This window comes from Brevundimonas sp., from assembly GCF_004210735.1.
Taxonomy (GTDB): domain Bacteria; phylum Pseudomonadota; class Alphaproteobacteria; order Caulobacterales; family Caulobacteraceae; genus Brevundimonas.
The window spans coordinates 1-16,937 of record NZ_SDZL01000004.1; the positions used below are offsets into that span (position 1 = coordinate 1).

The 16,937-nt window shown below is 69.9% G+C and carries 14 protein-coding genes and 1 riboswitch; of the genes, 4 read left to right on the forward strand and 10 right to left on the reverse strand.

Features of this window, described 5'->3' with window-relative positions:
* Positions 1 to 59 precede the first annotated feature (59 nt).
* Together EON91_RS01285 and EON91_RS01290 are read right to left on the reverse strand one after the other, a co-directional pair.
* A complete protein-coding gene (locus EON91_RS01285; protein ID WP_292091056.1) occupies positions 60 to 1,673 on the reverse strand; it encodes an ATP-binding protein in 1,614 nt (537 codons plus the stop codon).
* Between the two features lie 107 nt (positions 1,674 to 1,780).
* Positions 1,781 to 3,196 (reverse strand): Mur ligase family protein, encoded by a 1,416-nt coding sequence (locus tag EON91_RS01290; RefSeq protein ID WP_292091057.1) that lies wholly within the window; start codon positions 3,194 to 3,196, stop codon positions 1,781 to 1,783.
* 87 nt (positions 3,197 to 3,283) lie between these two features.
* Here EON91_RS01290 and EON91_RS01295 point away from each other — a divergent pair, with 87 nt between their 5' ends.
* Positions 3,284 to 4,108 (forward strand): LD-carboxypeptidase, encoded by an 825-nt coding sequence (locus tag EON91_RS01295; protein WP_292091058.1) that lies wholly within the window; start codon positions 3,284 to 3,286, stop codon positions 4,106 to 4,108.
* Between the two features lie 211 nt (positions 4,109 to 4,319).
* Here the strand turns inward: EON91_RS01295 and metB are convergent, their stop codons facing one another.
* Positions 4,320 to 5,498 (reverse strand): cystathionine gamma-synthase, encoded by a 1,179-nt coding sequence (gene metB / locus EON91_RS01300; RefSeq protein ID WP_292091059.1) that lies wholly within the window; start codon positions 5,496 to 5,498, stop codon positions 4,320 to 4,322.
* Complete coding sequence (locus EON91_RS01305) at positions 5,495 to 6,556, reverse strand: homoserine O-succinyltransferase (protein ID WP_292091062.1); 1,062 nt, start codon at positions 6,554 to 6,556, stop codon at positions 5,495 to 5,497. Before EON91_RS01305 ends, metB begins: the two co-directional genes overlap by 4 nt.
* 80 nt (positions 6,557 to 6,636) lie before the next feature.
* Positions 6,637 to 6,757, reverse strand: a riboswitch (SAM riboswitch).
* 429 nt (positions 6,758 to 7,186) lie between these two features.
* On the opposite strand from EON91_RS01305, the gene EON91_RS01310 reads away from it, so the two are divergent.
* Both EON91_RS01310 and EON91_RS01315 read left to right on the forward strand, forming a co-directional pair.
* Positions 7,187 to 8,911 (forward strand): homoserine dehydrogenase, encoded by a 1,725-nt coding sequence (locus EON91_RS01310; protein ID WP_292091063.1) that lies wholly within the window; start codon positions 7,187 to 7,189, stop codon positions 8,909 to 8,911.
* Between the two features lie 9 nt (positions 8,912 to 8,920).
* Positions 8,921 to 9,868 (forward strand): homoserine kinase, encoded by a 948-nt coding sequence (locus EON91_RS01315; protein ID WP_292091065.1) that lies wholly within the window; start codon positions 8,921 to 8,923, stop codon positions 9,866 to 9,868.
* Between the two features lie 4 nt (positions 9,869 to 9,872).
* Here the strand turns inward: EON91_RS01315 and EON91_RS01320 are convergent, their stop codons facing one another.
* Positions 9,873 to 10,619 carry a MauE/DoxX family redox-associated membrane protein gene (locus tag EON91_RS01320; RefSeq protein ID WP_292091067.1) on the reverse strand — a complete coding sequence of 249 codons (747 nt, stop codon included), beginning with the start codon at positions 10,617 to 10,619 and terminating at the stop codon, positions 9,873 to 9,875.
* Between the two features lie 45 nt (positions 10,620 to 10,664).
* On the reverse strand, positions 10,665 to 12,065 hold the full coding sequence (thrC, locus tag EON91_RS01325) for a threonine synthase (RefSeq protein ID WP_292091068.1): 1,401 nt from the start codon (positions 12,063 to 12,065) through the stop codon (positions 10,665 to 10,667).
* A gap of 115 nt (positions 12,066 to 12,180) precedes the next feature.
* Between thrC and EON91_RS01330 the strand changes: the two genes are divergently transcribed.
* Positions 12,181 to 13,137, forward strand: a complete 957-nt coding sequence (locus EON91_RS01330) for an aspartyl protease family protein (RefSeq protein ID WP_292091069.1) — start codon at positions 12,181 to 12,183, stop codon at positions 13,135 to 13,137.
* On the opposite strand, the gene EON91_RS01335 is transcribed toward EON91_RS01330, so the two are convergent.
* The 4 genes from EON91_RS01335 to EON91_RS01350 all read right to left on the reverse strand — a co-directional run bounded on the left by EON91_RS01335 (position 13,134) and on the right by EON91_RS01350 (position 16,897).
* Positions 13,134 to 14,396: a glutamate-5-semialdehyde dehydrogenase gene (locus EON91_RS01335; protein WP_292091071.1), complete on the reverse strand. Its 1,263-nt coding sequence runs from the start codon at positions 14,394 to 14,396 to the stop codon at positions 13,134 to 13,136. The genes EON91_RS01330 and EON91_RS01335 overlap by 4 nt on opposite strands.
* Positions 14,397 to 14,398: 2 nt before the next feature.
* On the reverse strand, positions 14,399 to 15,541 hold the full coding sequence (gene proB, locus EON91_RS01340) for a glutamate 5-kinase (protein WP_292091072.1): 1,143 nt from the start codon (positions 15,539 to 15,541) through the stop codon (positions 14,399 to 14,401).
* Between the two features lie 64 nt (positions 15,542 to 15,605).
* A complete protein-coding gene (locus EON91_RS01345) occupies positions 15,606 to 16,460 on the reverse strand; it encodes a neutral zinc metallopeptidase (RefSeq protein ID WP_292091074.1) in 855 nt (284 codons plus the stop codon).
* 65 nt (positions 16,461 to 16,525) lie between these two features.
* The gene (locus EON91_RS01350; protein WP_292091075.1) at positions 16,526 to 16,897 is read right to left on the reverse strand and encodes a hypothetical protein; all 372 of its coding nucleotides are present in this window, start codon (positions 16,895 to 16,897) and stop codon (positions 16,526 to 16,528) included.
* Positions 16,898 to 16,937 lie beyond the last annotated feature (40 nt).

Below are 16,937 nucleotides of genomic sequence, written 5' to 3' on the forward strand. Positions count from 1 at the left end.
GAGGTCCTGCATCAAGCGTTACAATACTCAGGAAGCCGCCAGGTTGCCGCCTGCGTCGATCAGGCCGCCTGTTCCAGGGGCGGTGCCTCCAGCAGCCGGCGAATGGCGTTCAGCAGGGTGTCTGGCTGGATCGGCTTCTGGGCCACGCCGCCCATGCCCGCGGCCCGATATTCGACCTCGTCGCGCGGGTCGGCGTTTGCGGTCAGGGCCAGGATCGGGACCCGGGATGCCGGGCCGGGCAGGGCGCGGATGGCGCGGGCGGCGGTGACGCCGTCCATCACCGGCATCTTGATGTCCATCAGGATCAGATCCAGCCCGCCCAGGGTCGCGCGCTCCACCGCCTGACGTCCGTCCTCGGCGGTTTCGTGGGTGCAGCCGAACAGCTCCAGCACACGCCCGGCTACGAAACGGTTGGCGGCGTTGTCGTCCACCACCAGCACATGCAGCGTCTCGTGCGGCGTCGGCTCGGCCGCCGGAGTGGCCACGACGCGCATCTCGGGACCGCAACAGGGCAGGCGCAGTCCGAAGTGGAAACGGGCGCCGCCGAACGGGGATCGCGCCACTGTCAGTTCGCCCTCCATCCGCTCGACGATCTGGCGACAGATCGCCAGACCCAGTCCGGCGCCCGCGCCGCCACGCCCGGCGTCGCCGGTGTTGAAGGGCTGGAAGATGGCGGCGGCCTTGTCGTCGGGCACGCCGGGTCCGCTGTCGTCGACCCAGCCTTCGATGCCGACGCCGTCGTCTTGCCAGCGGCTGGTGATCCGCACCGCGACCCGGCCCGTCTTGGTGAATTTCAGGGCGTTGCCGATCAGATTGTTCAGCAACTGCTTCAGCCGCATCTCGTCGCCCATGACCCAGTCATGACCGGCCGTGTCGCAGGTGACGGTGAAGTCCAGCGCCTGTTCCTCGGCGCGGGGGCGCCACAGGGCCGACAGATCGGCGGCGACCGCGTCCAGATGCACCGGCCCGGTCTCCAGCGTCAGCATGCCGGCCTCGGCCCGCGACATGTCCAGCGCATCGGTCAGCAGGCGCAGCAGGCTGTGGCCCGAATCGAGAATGGTGCGGACGTGGGGGCGTAGACTGTCCTGCGTCAGCTCGCGCTCCATCAGGCCGGCGACACCCAGCACGCCGTTCAGCGGGGTGCGGATCTCGTGGCTCATCACCGCCAGGAATTCCGACTTGGCCCGGCTGGAGGCGCGGGCCTCGGCCTCGGCGCGGGCCAAATTTTGAGCCAGGTCGCTGAGGGTTTCCGCGCGGCGCCGATGCACGGCGGCCCCCGCCTGAAGCAGTTGCAGGCCCGAGCCGACGCCGACATAGCGCCCGTTCGCGGTGACGATGAATCCCTTCAGCAGGGCGTTGATGCCCGCCGCGTCCATGCCCTGGAACAGGGCCTCGACCTGGGCGTCGGCGTCCACGATCAACGGCGCCGGGTCCATCAGCGCGGTCACCGGTCGGCGGGCGTACAGGGCGCGGCCGAACTCGGCGGCCATCTTCAGGGTGAGGGCGTTGCGTTCGATCAGGCCGACCGGCCGATCCTCTGCGTCGATCACGGCGATGACCAGGGTGTCGGGTTCGGCCTGGAAGCGTTCGAGAATATCCGAGCCGGCAGCCCCAGGCGACGCCGCCTGGGTCCGCTCCACGAAATCGCCGATTCTGGCGCCGCTGTTGGCCATGCCCGCCCCTTGTTACGCAGGCAGGGTCTAGGCCGCTCAGCTTAACAGGCGCTTGTCCGGAAATGAATGTTTTGACACGAGTTTTCGACAATTGATCCGATGGCGGATCAGTCCGCCAGCCGGTCCAGAACCTCGGCCGCGAAGACCGACAGGGTGTCGTCGCGCGCGCCCATGATCACGATCCGGTCGCCGGGTCGCGCCAGTTCCACCAGCCGGTCCCCGCAGGCCGGACGGTCGGCCAGCGCTTCGGCATGCAGGCCGGCCGCGCGCACGCCCCGGGCGATGTCCTCGCTGCCGACGCTGCGATCGGTGGTGCCGCCGAAATAGACGGGCTCGGGCATCAACAGCACGTCGTCGGGCCGCATCAGGCCCGCGAAACCCTCAACGAACTCGTCCTGCATCAGCTTCAGCGGGCCAAAGCCATGCGGCTGGAACATGATCAGCAGGCGTCCGTCAAAGGCGTGCAGCGTCTTCAGCGTCGCGGCGATCTTGTCCGGGTTGTGGGCGAAGTCGTCGATGACGGTGATCCCGTTCACCGTGCCGACCACCTCCATCCGGCGGCGAATGCCGGAAAAGGTCTCAAGCGCGGCGATGGCCTGATCCAGATCGACGCCCAGCGCCCGCACGGCCCCCAGCGCGGCCAGGGCATTGGCGACATTGTGCGCGCCGGGCACGTTCAGCGTCATCGTGCGCCGCGCGCCGCTCTCGCGCTCGATCAGGTCGAAACGCATGCCGGCGGGCAGGGGCTCCAGATCATGGGCCGACAGGTCGGCGCTCTCGTTTCCCAGGGCGAAGGTGGCGATGCGATCGGGGGCCACGTCCTGCGACAGGGTTTGAGCCAAGGCCGCCGTTTCCGGGTTGTCGAGGTTCAGCACCGCATGGCGCGCGCGATGCACGAAGCCGCCGAACAGGTCGCGTAACTCCTCCATCGACTTGTGGTCCAGCGAGATGTTGGAGATCACGGCCACGGTCGGATCATAGCGAGCGATGGAGCCGTCGCTTTCATCCACCTCGGCCACGAACAGATCGGGCGCGCCGACCAAAGCGCTGGCGAAGGGATGGTCGGCGTCGACGAAATTCTTCATCACCGCGCCGTTGACCACGGTGGGGTCGCGTCCGGCCTGCGACAGGATCCAGGCCACCATGCCGGTGATGGTGGACTTGCCGCTGGTGCCGGCCACGCCGACCGAGGTCGGGGCGGCGTTGAACAGCCGGCTGAGCATTTCGGGGCGGGTCGAAACCGTCGCGCCCACCCGGCGGGCGGCGGCGATGTCGGGCACCGTATCCTCGACCGCGCCCGAGGCGACGACGATCTGCTCCGCCCGCGTGACGCCCGATCCGTCCTGGGGGTGCAGGGTGACGCCGTGATCTTGCAGCCAGGCGAATTTCTCGGGCGTCCGGCCCTGGTCGCGCGACCGGTCCGAGCCCTCGATCCGCGCGCCCCGCGCCTGAACGATCAGCGCCAGCGGCAACATGCCCGAGCCGCCGATGCCGCAAAAGAAGTAGGGGGCGTCCGTCTGCATCTGCGTCTTGATCTTTTGGGCCGAAACCGGGGATGGTCCGGCGGCCTGACTAGCACGGGCGCAGCATCAGACCAGAGCCTGTCGTTCATGAAGATCGGTGTCGTCGCCGCCTCGTCCCGCTTCAGTCGGGAAACCGCCGATCGCATGACGGCCTTCATGGCCGAACGGTATCCCACCGGCGATGTCGGCCTGGTGTTCCATGAGGCCAGTTTCGAAAACCACGGCCATTTCGCCGGCGACGACGCCGCCCGCGCCCGCGCGGTCATCGAATTCGCCAACGACCCGCGTCTGGGCGCCGTGTGGTTCGCGCGCGGCGGCTATGGCTCGTGCCGGATCGCCGAAGCGGTGGTGCAGGGGCTGGGGCCTGAGGCGCGGAGCAAGCGTTACCTGGGCTATTCCGACGCGGGCAGCATACTGGCTGCGCTCTACAAGGCCGGGTTCCCGCACGTCGCCCACGGACCGATGGTGTCCGACATCAACCGGCGCACCGGGCCGCAGACGGTGCAGCGGTCGATCGACTGGCTGACCAAGGGCAAGACCTCGGGGCTGGAGCCGAATCTGGACGATCGCCCGGCCGTGGCCTTCAACCTGACCATCCTGGACCAGCTGATCGGCACGGCGCTGGAGCCGGACCTGACCGGACATGTCCTGATGCTGGAGGAGGTGTCCGAGGCGCTGTACCGGATCGACCGGATGATGTTCCACCTGACCGGCCAGGCCTCGATCCGCCGGGTCGCGGGCATCCGCCTGGGTCGCGTCAGCGACATCACCTATAACGAGCCGGACTTTGGCCAGACGCCGGAAGAGATCGTCCGCTACTGGTGCGCGCGGTCGGGCATTCCGTTTTTGGGCGAGGCGGACATCGGCCACGACGGCGACAACAAGGTCGTGCCCTTCGGCCGGTCCCGCTGACGGTGGCCTAAAAGCCACGCTTGTTAAGCTTAAACCTCGCCTTGAGGGCGAGGGGCGTGGACAACGCCGTTCGGCTTGTGTCCAGATATGGGACAGCGGACTTCGGGGGAAGTTCGCTGTTCTTCGCCTGGGGCCGGGAGGGCTGTTCCGTGGCGATGGCGGTCCATCCGGCCCGGGGGGCGCCGGATGGACCGCCTGTCACCGCTGACAATCAGGCCGCCTTGGCGATCGCCGCCGGCAAGGCGTCCAGCGCACGGGTCAGGTCGGCGATCAGGTCGTCCTGATGCTCCAGCCCGACCGACAGGCGCAGCAGGCCGTCGCCGATGCCGGCGATGCGGCGCGCCTCGGCGTCCATGGCGGCGTGGGTCATGGTGGCCGGGTGGGCGATCAGGCTTTCGACCCCGCCCAGCGATTCCGCCAGGGTGAAGACCTCCAGATCCTCGACCAGGGCGCGGACCGCCTCGACACCCCCATCCAGTTCGAACGACAGCATGGCGCCGAAGCCCAGCTGCTGACGCGCGGCCAGATCGTGACCGGGGTGGGAGGCCAGGCCCGGATAGTGGACGGTACGCACCGCCGGATGGGCGTCCAGCACGCGGGCCACGGCGTCGGCCGTCGCCTGCTGCCGCTCGATCCGCGCGAACAGGGTGCGCACGCCGCGCAGGGTCAGATAGGCGTCGAACGGCGAGCCCGTGACCCCCAGGCAGTTGGCCCACCACGCCAGCTCGTCGTGGTCGCGGGGGTCGGCGCAGATGACCGCGCCGCCGACCACGTCGGAATGGCCGTTGATGTATTTGGTGGTCGAGTGAACGACGATGTCGGCCCCCAGCTCCAGCGGGCGTTGCAGGGCCGGCGACAGGAAGGTGTTGTCGGCCACCACCTTGGCCCCCACGGCATGGGCGCGGCGACAGACCTCGGCCACATCGACGACGCGCAGCAGGGGGTTGGACGGCGTCTCGACCAGCACCAGTTTCGCGCCGTCGGCCAGGGCGGCGTCCATGGCCGCGCCGTCGTTCTGATCGACGAAGGCCAGGCGGAAATGACTCTTCCTGGCTCGGGCGGTCAGCAGGCGATGGGTGCCGCCGTAACAGTCGTGCGGCGCGATCAGCAGGTCGCCGGGGTTCAGCAGCGACAGTGGCAGGTCGACCGCCGCCATGCCGGTGGCCGTGACCACGCAGCCGGCGCCGCCCTCCAGCCCGGCCAGGGTCTCGGCCAGCACGTCGCGGGTCGGATTGCCCGAGCGCGAATAGTCGTAGCGACGCTTCTGGTCGAAGCCGGCGAAGGAATAGTTCGACGACAGATACAGCGGCGGCATGACCGCGCCGTGGGCCGTATCCTGATCGACGCCGGTGCGGGCAGCGAGGGTGCGGGGATCGGTCGGGCGGGTCATTGGGCGATGTCCTTCAGGGCGGCGCACAGGATGTCGGCGACCAGGGCGTCTTCCTTCAGGAAGGCGTCGTGGCCGTAGAGGGAGGGGGCCTGGACGAAGCGGAACAGGGCGGGCAGGCGGTCGGCCAGCTCCTGCATGTCCTCGATCGGGCACAGGCGATCGGAGGTGAAGCCGACCAGGGTGGTCGGTGTGCGGACCGCCTCGGGCGTGACGCTGTGACGGTCGATGGAATCCGACAGCGTCAGCCAGCGCGATGGGCTGGTGCGGTCGCGATAAGCGCGCCCGCGTGAGCGCAGATAGTCACAGACCGGATAGGTCTGGCCCGCCCGGTCCGGCGCGGCCACGTCGAAGCGCAGGCCGAATTCCTCAGGCGTGCGATAGGTGGTCATGGCCAGTTCGCGGGCCAGCGAGATCGCCTCGTCCGTTCGGCCAGAGGCCAGGCCCAGTTGCAGGATGCGCCGCTGGATTCCGCGCCAGGCGGTGGCCAGCGGATGGGGCCGGTGGGCGCCCGAAACCACCACCAGCTGCTCGACCCGCGCGGGGAACAGCTCGGCGAAGGCCAGGGCGATCATGCCGCCGTAGGAGCAGCCGACGAAGGCCGCCGCCGAGGCCGCCCCGATCCGGTCCAGCAGCAGGGCCAGCAGGCGCGCCTGGTCGTGGGTGGTGACGGTCAGCGGCGTCTTCGCCTCGATGGCCTCGGGGCCGAAATCTGGCGCGAAATCAAAGGCCAGAACCTGAAACCGGGTCAGGTCGATCGGCGCGCCCGGCGCCACGGCGCCCGACCACCAACCCAGGCCGCGCGTCTCGGTCCGGTGCACGCAACGATCCGAGGAAATGCCGCCCGCGACGATGATCAGCGGCGCCCCGGCCGGGCCGTGCAGGCGTCCGGCCACGCGGCCTTGCGACAGGCGTTCGCCCGACGCCAGGCGGAAGTCGGCGGGGATGTCGGCGAACACGTCGGTCGCGGCGGGCACGCCCCGGCCGATGGCCGCCGGACGGCGAGCCGGCGCGGGGCGACAGCGAGGTTCGGAAGTCGTTTCGGGGAAGGCGAGGGTCATTCGTGGCGTCCGGCTTGGCGATCACGCCCGGCAAGGACCCATGCGTCGACAGACGGTGGTCGCGTCGCCTGCCGACGCGTCCCTCATCTCTCGCGGAATCCGGTGACGGAATCCCCGCAGGAGTTGGCACCGTTTCGGGGGGTGTCCCCGATGGTTGCCCCGGCGTCAAAGGGCCTATCCCTCAGCCGGTCTTGATGAGCGCCCCTACGGTGGCGAAAACGCAGCCGGATCGTCAAGTGAAATTTTCAACCTCAATGTCGCGAACAATCGCGACTGCGTGGTCAAAAATGCTACAGGTTGTCGCTAGTGGAAAAATTTCACCATTGAGGCTTGACGGCGGCCGCGCCCATGCATCAGGCTTGGGCCACGTTTCAACCGGACCTGTCCGCTACTCCCCATGACGCTGCGCGCCCTTCTCATCGCTGACGACACGACCGGCCGGATGGCCGGCGTCATCGGTATGACCATGGGTACCACCATCACCGCCACCCGTCGGGTGGGGAGAGGGTAGCGCGCGCCGAGCACAGGTCTCAGCCACACACCCAAACCCCGCCCGGTTCGCCCGGGCGGGGTTTTTCTTTGCCCGTTTCGCCGCCTCCCCACGCCGCCTTCGAAAAATCGAGAAATCCCATGTCCGTCGTCGCCCTGCACAGCCGCCCCGCCCCCGTCGCCAATCTGGCGGGCGCGCTTGATCCCGCCGCCGTCGTGGTGCTGAAGTTCGGCAGTTCGGTGCTGACCTCGCCCGCCGACGCCCCGGCCGTGGCGTCTGAAATCTATGCCCATGTCCGCGCCGGGCGCCGGGTGGTGGCGGTGGTCTCGGCCCTGGCGGGCGAGACGGACCGGCTGCTGTCCGAGGCGCGGGCCTTGGGCCTGGCGCACGACAACGACCTGTTGCCCGCCTATGTGGCCCTGGGCGAAGAACGGGCGGCGGCGCTGGTGGCCATCGCCTGCGACCGTGTCGGCCTGGATGCCCGGGCCCTGTCGGTGCGCGAACTGGGCCTGTTGGCCGCCGGGCCGTCCGAGCACGCTCATCCGCTGGCCCTGGTCGGCGACGGATTGAAGGCTGCGCTGGTGGCGCATCAGGTGGTGGTGGCGCCCGGCTTCGGCGCCGTGCGGGCGGACGGGCGCGTGGCCTTGCTGGGACGCGGCGGATCGGATTTGACAGCCGCCTTCCTGGCCGCTGAACTGGGGCTGGACCGGGTGCGACTGGTGAAGGATGTCGACGGCCTGTACGACCACGATCCGGCGCGCGGCGCGGCCCGCCGTTTCGCATACGCCAGCTGGGACGAGGCGTGTCGCTTGGGCGGACGCCTGGTCCAGACGGACGCCATCGACCTGGGCCGCCAGCGCGGCGTGCAGATCGAGATCGCCGCCCTGGGCCGCGCCGACCACACCCTGATCGGCGACCGGTCCGAAGCGCCCGCGCCGGCGCGTCCGCAGAAACGCCTGCGCGTCGCGGTGGCCGGGTGCGGCGTGGTCGGCGGCGGGGCGCTACGCCGCCTGCTGCCGGATCCGCGGTTCGAGGTGGTGGGCGTGCTGGTGCGCAATCCGCTCAAGCCGCGCGACATCGACTGTCCCGCCCATCTGTTCGTGACCGATCCGGCCGATCTGCTGGACCGGCGCCCCGAGGTGCTGCTGGAGGCCCTGTCGGACGGCGAGGCGGGATACGCCCTGGTCCGCGCGGCGCTGGAACGCGGCGTGGACGTGGCCAGCGCCAACAAGCAGGCCGTCGCGCGCGACCCCGGCGGGCTTCTGGTCCTGGCCGCCGACAAGGGCGCGCGGGTGCTGTGGTCGGCCTCGGTCGGCGGCGGCTCGCCCATGGTCGAGACCATCCGCGCGGCGCGCGCCGCCGGGCCGGTCGTAGCCTTCGAGGCGGTGTTGAACGGCACCGTCAACTTCATGCTGGAGCGGCTGGGCCAGGGCGCTGCCTTCGATCAGGCGTTGCACGAAGCGCGGCTGGCCGGCTTTGCCGAGGAAGATCCCTCGGCCGATCTGGAGGGCCACGACGCCGCCGCCAAGGTGAAGCTGCTGGCCTATGAGGCGTTCGGCGCCGCGCCGTCCGAGATCGCCCGCGACGTGCTGTCCGCCGAGGCCGCGCCCACGGGCGATGCGCGTCAGGTCGCGTCCTGCCGCGCCGAAGAGACGGGCCTGTCCGCCGCCGTGCGACTTGACGCCGAGGGGGTGGATCCCCTTTTCCTGTCCCTGCGCGGAGAGGGCAACGCCTTGAAGGTCATCGGTCAGGGCGGTCGGGTGTGGACGTGTCGCGGACGCGGCGCCGGCCGCTGGGCCACGGCTGAAAGCCTGCTGGCCGACCTGAACGACCTGATGCGCGCCCGCGCCGAAGCCCGAATTTGAAGTTCCACGATGGCCGTCTTCACCCCCGTATCCGAAGCCGAGGCCCAGGCGTTCCTGGCCGACCATGACCTGGGCGAACTGACCGCGCTGGAGCCGATCGTCGAGGGGGTGGAGAACACCAACTATCGCCTGGACACCACGGCGGGGCGGTTCGTCCTGACCCTGTTCGAGGGACGCACGGACGCGGCGGCGCTGCCCTATTGCCTGAGGCTGACGCGGCGACTGGCAGCGGCTGGTTTCCCGACGCCGGCGCCCGTTACGGATCGGCGCGGACAGCTGATCGGGCGGCTGAACGGGCGGGCGGCGGCGGTGGTGAACTGGGCGCCTGGCGCCTGGCTGCGCGCGCCGTCAGAGCGGGACCGGTATCGCGCGGGGCAGGTGCTGGCCCTGCTGCATCTGGACGCCCAAGGGTTCGCCATGACCCGTGCCAATCCGGTGGGGCCGGACGCCTGGACGACGCTGGCCGCGCGCTGCGACACCGTCGCAACGGGTGAAGAACGGGCGATGCTGGAGCGGATCAGGAAGATGCTGTCGCGCGCGGCGGAATCGTGGGCGGATCCGAACCTGCCGCGCGGTCCGATCCATGCGGACTATTTCCCCGACAATGTGCTGTTCGACGGCGGCGATATCGGCGGGGTGATCGATTTCTATTTCGCCTGCGACGACGCCTTTGCCTACGATCTGGCCATCGCGCTCAGCGCCTGGGGTTTTGACGCCGAGGGGCGACCGATACGGGCCGCCCTGCGCGCCTTTCAGAAGGGGTATGAGAGCGTCCGCCCCCTGAGTGTGGCCGAGCAGGCGGCCCTGCCGGCGCTGGGCGCGGCGGCCGCGGTACGCTTTACCCTGACCCGGCTGCATGACCGCTTGTTCCACGACCCGGCCAATCTGGTCACGCCCAAGGATCCGGCGCCCTTCCTAAGGCGGCTGGACTACTGGGCGGCGGAACAGGTGGCCTGACCCCCTAGATCCGGGCCAGCATCCACACGGCCATGGCGATCATCATCAGGTTCTCGGTCAGTGACAGAAAGCCCAGCGGCACATTGCTGTCGCCGCCGACGCAGGCGCATTTCAGCTCACGCTTGTCGACATAGACCGCCTTGAACACCGAGACCGCGCCGATCCCGGCGATGAACAGGGCGACGGGCGCCGACAGCCAGGTGAGGGCGTGCGCCGCCATCAACACCCCGGCCCCCAGCTCCGCAAACGGATAGACCCGGCCATACGGAACCCACCGTTTGGCCAGCAGGTCGTAGTTCAGGAACATGGTCGCGAAGCTGTCCAGGTTCTGCAGCTTCAGCATCGCCAGGGCGCACATACTGAAGGCGATGAACCATTCGCCCGCACGGACGGTGAAGGGCGATCCGAACGCCGCATGGCTGGCCGCCAGCGCCATCAGGGCCGTGACCGCGAAGACCACCAGCACCGGCGTATAGGTTAGCGCCTTCGGATCACGCACCTTCAGCCCGAAGAAGCGCCGCAGGTCGTCGTAGCCGCCGATGCGGGCGCCGTCGATGAAGGTTTGGGGCGTCGTCTTGACCCCGAGTTCGGCCTTGAAGGCGTCGGTCGCCTGGCGCGTTTCCAGCCAGCGGTCATCGACCTGATAGCCCCGGCGGCGCAGCAGATGCCGGGCGCGCAGACCCCAGGGACAGACGTGGTCCTTCATCACCATGCGATAGAGGACGGCGGTCCTGGCGGGGGTGTCGATCATGGCGGGCTCCTTGCCTCCATGATCTAGGCGACCCGCTTCGGAAAGCTAGGCGACAAAGCCCTTCACCGCCGCCAGCGCCGCCTCGGGTGTGTTGTCGATGATCGTCAGGCGTTCGGGACGCTCGCCCAGAGCGCGAATGACGGGCGCGGGCTCGGGCTCGAAGCCCAGAACGCCCGAGACGAAGGCGCCGAATTTCGACGGATGGGCGGTGGACAGGGCGACGACGGGGCCTTCTGCGCGATCCAGCGTCTGCGCGGCGGCCAGGGCGACGGCGGTGTGCGGACAGACGACGCGGCCCCAGTCGGCATGGGCGCGGGCGATCTCGGCGCGGGTGCCGGCCTCGTCGATGGAGACGGCCGCGACCTGTGCCCGCAGCGCGGCCAGCAGGTCGGGGGGCAGGATGACCGACCCGTCGCGGGCGAAGGTTTCGAACACCGCGCGGGTCGCGTCGGCGTCGCGGCCGGACGCCTCAAACACCAGCCGTTCAAAGTTCGAGGGCGCCTGAACGTCCATCGACACGCTGCCACTCTCGACAGCCGGGCGGCGGGCGTAGACACCGTCGTTGATGGCGCGGGCCAGGGCGTCGTTCTGGTTGACGGCGGCGACGAAGTTGCGCGCGGGCAGACCCATCTTGCGCGCCGCGATCCCCGCAAACGCGTCGCCGAAATTGCCGGTCGGCACGACGAAGGTCGCCGCCTGGCCCAGTTGGGCCGTGGCCGAGACATAGTACGGAATCTGGCCTGCCAGCCGGCCCCAGTTGATCGAATTGACCGAGGAAAGCCGCCGCCCGCCGCGCAGGCTTTCGTCCGCCAACAGTCCCTTCACCAGACGCTGGCAGTCGTCGAAATCGCCGCGCACGGCCAGGTTCAGGACGTTGTCCGCCTGGACCGTCGTCATCTGTTTGCGTTGCACGGGCGAGACTCGGTCCAGCGGGTGCAGCACCACCAGATTGATGCGCTCGGCCCCCGCAAAGGCGCGTACTGCCGCAGCGCCGGTGTCGCCGCTGGTGGCGGTCAGCAGGGTCAGCCGTTCGCCCGTGGCGGCCAGCGCCTCGTCCGACAGGGCGGCGACCAGTTGCATGGCCAAATCCTTGAACGCCGCCGTCGGACCGTGGAACAGCTCCAGCACGAACAGGTCGGGCTCCAGCTCGACCAGGGGCGTCACCGTCGAATGATCAAAGCCGGCGACCAGTCGATCCAGCGCGCGGTCCAGCGCTCCAACCGGCAGGGCGTCGCCGAGGAAGGGGCCCATCGCCGCCCTGGCCATCGCCGCATAGGTCTGGCCCGGCGCCGTCGCGCCGGCGGGCAGGGTCGGCCAGGCGGCCGGCATGTACAGGCCGCCGTCGGGCGCGATGCCGCGCAGCAAGGCGTCGGTGAAATCGACGCCGGGACCGTCGCTGGAATCGCGGGTGGAGCGGTAAAGGGCGGGAGAGGGAGAGGCGATCATCACCTCCTCTTCGTATCGGCCCCGTTCGCTGTCGTCATGTAGAAATACCGGCTGTGACGGCGTTTCGCGGGCCTCTCTCTGGCGTTCGACGACGTTCGGCCTCATGTCTGTGGTGATGAAGCGACGCGATCTTCTGATCCGGCTGGGCCTGTTGGCCGGCGGCCTGGGCGGGGCCTGGTGGGTCCGCGATCATCTGCTGTGGCCCGCGCCCCGGGTCGCCTTCACAGGCGAGGGCGAAAGCACAGGCTGGACGCCCTATGTCTCCGCTGCCTCGACACCGACCGTGCAGGTCCGACTCGCCGGGCGTGACGTCGCGGCCTTGATCGACAGCGGGGCGCAATATTCGGTGATCGACCGCGCCCTGGTCGCCGGCCTGACCGCTGCGGGCGCCGACCTGCCCGTCTTCGAGATTCCCATGGTCGCCTTTGGCGTCGGCGGCCAGCCGCAGGTCGGGCGGGGGGTGACGCTGGATGTCGCGATCGGCCAGCTGGGCCTAAACCGGCTACGCGCCGCCGTCCTGGATCTCGGCCCTCTGGCCTTGCCCGAGGGGCTGGGGACGCCGCTGATCCTGGGTCAGGACGTGCTGCGTCTGTTGACGCTGGATCTGGATACGGAGCGCCGCCGCCTGCGATTGTCGCGCCCTCACGCCCACTCGCCCGCAGCCGATCTGCATGAGCTGGAGACGCGGCTGAAGGGCGGGGCTCTGTCGTTGGCGGTCGAGGTCGAGGGTCGGTCGCTGGAAGCGGTGATCGACACCGGCGCCTCGGCCTTGCTGTCGCTCAGCCAAGAGGCGGCGACCGAGGCGGGGCTGCTGGACGGACGTCCTGCGCGGCCGGGAACCAGCATTGTTCTGGGCGGCGCCATTGCCTCGACGGTGGTCGAGGCCGCCGAAATCAGCATCGGCGGGACGGTTCATCGGGCCGCACGGGTGCCAATTTACGCTGATGTCCGCCTGCCCGGATTCCCCCGCGCGCTGGTAGGAATGGGCGCGTTCGAGGGGCGACGCGTGCGGCTGGATCTGGGCGCCGGCGACCTGTCGGTGTCGCGATTGCTGGAGGTGGCGGTGGTCTAGCCCCGCGTCTGGCCCGTCCCGCGCACGACGTATTTGTAGCTGGTCAGTTGTTCGGCCCCGACCGGCCCACGCGCATGCAGGCGCGAGGTGGAGATGCCGATCTCGCCGCCGAAGCCGAACTCGCCGCCGTCGGCGAACTGGGTCGAGGCGTTCCACATGACGATGGCGCTATCGACGGCCGTCAGGAAGCGGGCGGCGGCTTCGGCGTCATGGGTCACGATCGCCTCGGTGTGGCCGGAGCCGTAGCGGCGGATGTGATCGACCGCGCCGTCCACGCCGTTGACCACGGCGACCGACAGGATCGGGGCCAGATATTCGGTGGTCCAGTCGGCCTCATCCGCAACTGCCATGGTCGGGATGATGACGCGCGCGGCAGGGTCGCCGCGCAGTTCGCAGCCTTTGGCGATCAGGGCCTGGACGACCGGCGGCAGCAAACGCTCGGCGGCGGCGGCGTCGATCAGCAGGGTCTCGGTCGCACCGCAGATCGAGGTGCGACGCAGCTTGGCGTTGGTGACGATATCGACCGCCATGGCCGGATCGGCGGCGGCGTCCAGATAGGTGTGGCACAGCCCCTCCAGATGGCCCAGCACCGGCACGCGCGCCTCGGCCTGGACACGGGCGACCAGGCTCTTGCCGCCGCGCGGGACCAGCAGATCGACCGTTCCCTGCAGTCCGGTCAGCAGGGCGCCGACGGCGGCGCGGTCCGGCGTATCGACCAGTTGCACCGCATCCCCGGGCAGGCCCGCGCCCGTCAGGCCTTCAACGACCGCGCCATGGATCGCCAGCGAGCTGTCCAGACAATCCGAGCCGCAGCGCAGGATGGCGACATTGCCCGCGCGCACGCACAGGGCGGCGGTGTCGGCGGTCACGTTCGGCCGGCTCTCGTAGATGATGGCCAGCACGCCGATGGGGGTGCGGACGCGGGCGATATCCAGACCATTGGGCCGGGTCCAGCGCGCGGTCTCGACGCCCAGCGGGTCGGGTTGGGCGGCGATGTCGTCCAGGGCAGCGGCGATGGCCTCGACCCGCGCCGGGTTCAGCGCCAGCCGGTCGATCTGCGCCTCGGCCATGCCGTTGCTGCGGGCGCGTTCGATGTCGCGGGCGTTGGCGGCCAGGATGGCGTCGGCGCGAGCGCGCACGGCGGCCGCCATGCCCGACAGGGCCACGGTGCGGGTCTCTGGCGTCGCGTTTCGTACGGCATCGGCGGCCAAGCGGGCGCGGCGGCCCATGTCCAGCATGCGGTCAATCAGGTCGGTCATGATCAGCCCTCCAGCACCAGATCGTCGCGGTGGATGGCGACGCCCGGCCCCTTATAGCCCACCAGCGCCTCGATCTCGCCGCTGTGACGGCCCTGGATGCGGGTCATCTCGTCGGCGGCGTAGGCGGCCAGACCGACCGCGACGCGGGCGCCGTCCGGGGTGACCACGCGCACGCTGTCGCCACGGTCAAACCGGCCCTGCACCTCGCGCACGCCCGAGACCAGCAGGCTGCGTCCGCCGCGCAGGGCGGTGAGGGCGCCGTCATCCACGGTCAGGACGCCCGCCGGCTCCAGACTGCCGGCGATCCATTGTTTGTAGGCGGCCAGCGGCGTGGCCGGGGCGGTGATCAGGGTCGCGGCGGCGCCGTCCTGAAGCGCCTTCAGCGGGTGGGGCGTCAGTCCCGAGACGATCAGGGTGGCGCACCCGGCCGAGCGGGCGATACGCGCCGCCTCCAGCTTGGTGCGCATGCCGCCGGTGCCCACGTCGGCCTCGGCGTTGGCGGCCCCGGCGCAGGCCAGGATCTCCGGCGTCAGCGCCTCGACCAGCGGCAGGTGGCGCGCATCCGGATCGCGGCGTGGGTCGGCGCTGTACAGGCCGTCGATGTCGGACAGCAGGATCAGCAGATCGGCCCGCGCCAGCTGCGCCGTGCGGGCGGCCAGCCGGTCATTGTCGCCGTAGCGGATTTCCTCGGTGGTGACGGTGTCGTTCTCGTTGACCACCGGCACGGCGCCCAGTTTCAGCAGGGCCTCCAGCGTGGCGCGGGCGTTCAGCCAGCGGCGGCGACGCTCGGTGTCGTCGCGGGTCAGCAGCAGTTGCGCGACCGTCAGCCCCTGGGGGCGCAGCGCCTCGTCCCAGGCCTGCATCAGCAGCGACTGTCCCACGGCCGCCGCCGCCTGTTTCTCGTCCAGCCGGGCGTTGCGTGACAGGCCCAGTCGTCCGCGCCCCAGGGCGACCGCGCCGGACGACACGACAATGACCTCGCGGCCCGCCTTCTTCAGTGTCGCCAGATCGTCGGCCAGCGCGGCCAGCCAGTCGGTGGCCGGTGCGCGCGACTTTGCGTCCACGACCAGCGACGAGCCGATCTTGACGACGATGCGACGGGCGTCGGCCAGGGCCGAACGGGCGGTGGGGGCAGGCTGTGACACGGCGTCTTTTTGCCCGTGTCGGCCCCGGTCGCCAAGCGTTCGCGAAAGAAACTACCTGCGGTCGTCAGAGTCGCGCAAAGGTGTCGCACACGGCGGGATCGCCTGACTGATAGCCGCGCCGCAGCCATTCGACCCGCTCGGCCGAGGAGCCGTGGGTGAAGGCCTCGGGCACGACCCGCCCGCCGCCCCGCCGTTGCAGGGTGTCGTCGCCGATGGCGTTGGCGGTCTTCATGCCCTCCTCCAGATCGCCCGGCTCCAGCGCCACGGCCCCGCCCGATGCGGCCGAGGCGTTGGCTGCCCAGACCCCGGCGTAGCAATCGGCCTGAAGCTCCAGCGCCACGGAATGGCGGTTGCCGTCCGCTTCGCTGCGGGCGGTGCGCTGGGCGCGCTGCACCTGCTGGCTGGCGCCGGTCAGGGTCTGGACGTGGTGACCGAACTCGTGGGCGATGACATAGGCGCGGGCGAAGTCGGCGCCGGACGCGCCCAGCTTGGTCTCCATCTCCTGCCAGAAGCCGAGATCCAGATAGACCTTCTGATCGGTGGGACAGTAGAACGGCCCCATCGCCGCCTGGCCCAAGCCGCAGCCTGTCTGTGTGCCCTGTTCGTAGATGACCACACCCGGCGCGGTATAGCCGTTCAGCCTGGTCTTCCAGACATCGTTGATATTGCCGCCGACGACATCGACGAACTGTCCCGCCTGATCCTCGGGCGTGCCGGCCTTACCCTGTTGCTCCGCCGCGCCCACGCCGCCCATCTGACTGGCCAGCCGGGTCGTGGTCGACGGGTCGATGCCAAAGACGAAATATCCGATCAGGGCCAGTATGCCGACGCCGATGCCGCCGCCGGTCAGGGCGCCGCCGCCCAGTCCCCGCCGATCCTCGATCCCGCCGCCGCCGCGACGCCCACCTTGCCAACGCATGATCCCGGCCTTTCGTCCAATCACCCCAAGCTACGCGCTAACGCGAAGCGAGGGGAAGGGATGCTTCAGCGAGGCTGTTGGCGACCGCGATCCAGCCAGTCGTCGATCTGACCCACCGCAGTCCGGGTCGCCTCTCGCCGGGCCGTAGCGGCTTCGCGTTCGGCGCGTTCATCCTCAGGCGACCGGACATAGGGCGTGGACGAGGGCAGGGGCGGCGCAGGTTGGCGAGCGGCCTCAAGCTGCAGCACCGTCAACTGTGCCTGGATCGCCTGTTGACGCGCCAGCGCCGCCTGACCGTCGTTGACGGCGCGCAGGCGGTCCATTTCATAGCGATGCCGCTCGCCCACGCTCATCTGCGGATACGGCTCGCCCGGGCGTGTCTGGGCCAGGGCGGGCGTCGCAAGCGACAGGATCAGCAGCGGCAGAAGCGTGCGCATGGCTTCAAGATGGGCGCGGATCGTCGCGGGGCCAAGCGTG

Excerpts from the sequence above, each read along its gene's own strand:
- EON91_RS01305 (WP_292091062.1), bottom strand. The coding sequence starts at position 6,556 with ATGACCCTCGCCTTCCCCGAAACGACTTCCGAACCTCGCTGTCGCCCC.
- EON91_RS01350 (WP_292091075.1), bottom strand. The coding sequence starts at position 16,897 with ATGCGCACGCTTCTGCCGCTGCTGATCCTGTCGCTTGCGACGCCCGCC.
- EON91_RS01335 (WP_292091071.1), bottom strand. The coding sequence starts at position 14,396 with ATGACCGACCTGATTGACCGCATGCTGGACATGGGCCGCCGCGCCCGC.
- EON91_RS01285 (WP_292091056.1), bottom strand. The coding sequence starts at position 1,673 with ATGGCCAACAGCGGCGCCAGAATCGGCGATTTCGTGGAGCGGACCCAG.
- EON91_RS01290 (WP_292091057.1), bottom strand. The coding sequence starts at position 3,196 with ATGCAGACGGACGCCCCCTACTTCTTTTGCGGCATCGGCGGCTCGGGC.
- EON91_RS01320 (WP_292091067.1), bottom strand. The coding sequence starts at position 10,619 with ATGATCGACACCCCCGCCAGGACCGCCGTCCTCTATCGCATGGTGATG.
- EON91_RS01295 (WP_292091058.1), top strand. The coding sequence starts at position 3,284 with ATGAAGATCGGTGTCGTCGCCGCCTCGTCCCGCTTCAGTCGGGAAACC.
- EON91_RS01330 (WP_292091069.1), top strand. The coding sequence starts at position 12,181 with ATGAAGCGACGCGATCTTCTGATCCGGCTGGGCCTGTTGGCCGGCGGC.
- EON91_RS01310 (WP_292091063.1), top strand. The coding sequence starts at position 7,187 with ATGTCCGTCGTCGCCCTGCACAGCCGCCCCGCCCCCGTCGCCAATCTG.
- thrC (WP_292091068.1), bottom strand. The coding sequence starts at position 12,065 with ATGATCGCCTCTCCCTCTCCCGCCCTTTACCGCTCCACCCGCGATTCC.
- EON91_RS01315 (WP_292091065.1), top strand. The coding sequence starts at position 8,921 with ATGGCCGTCTTCACCCCCGTATCCGAAGCCGAGGCCCAGGCGTTCCTG.
- EON91_RS01345 (WP_292091074.1), bottom strand. The coding sequence starts at position 16,460 with ATGCGTTGGCAAGGTGGGCGTCGCGGCGGCGGCGGGATCGAGGATCGG.
- metB (WP_292091059.1), bottom strand. The coding sequence starts at position 5,498 with ATGACCCGCCCGACCGATCCCCGCACCCTCGCTGCCCGCACCGGCGTC.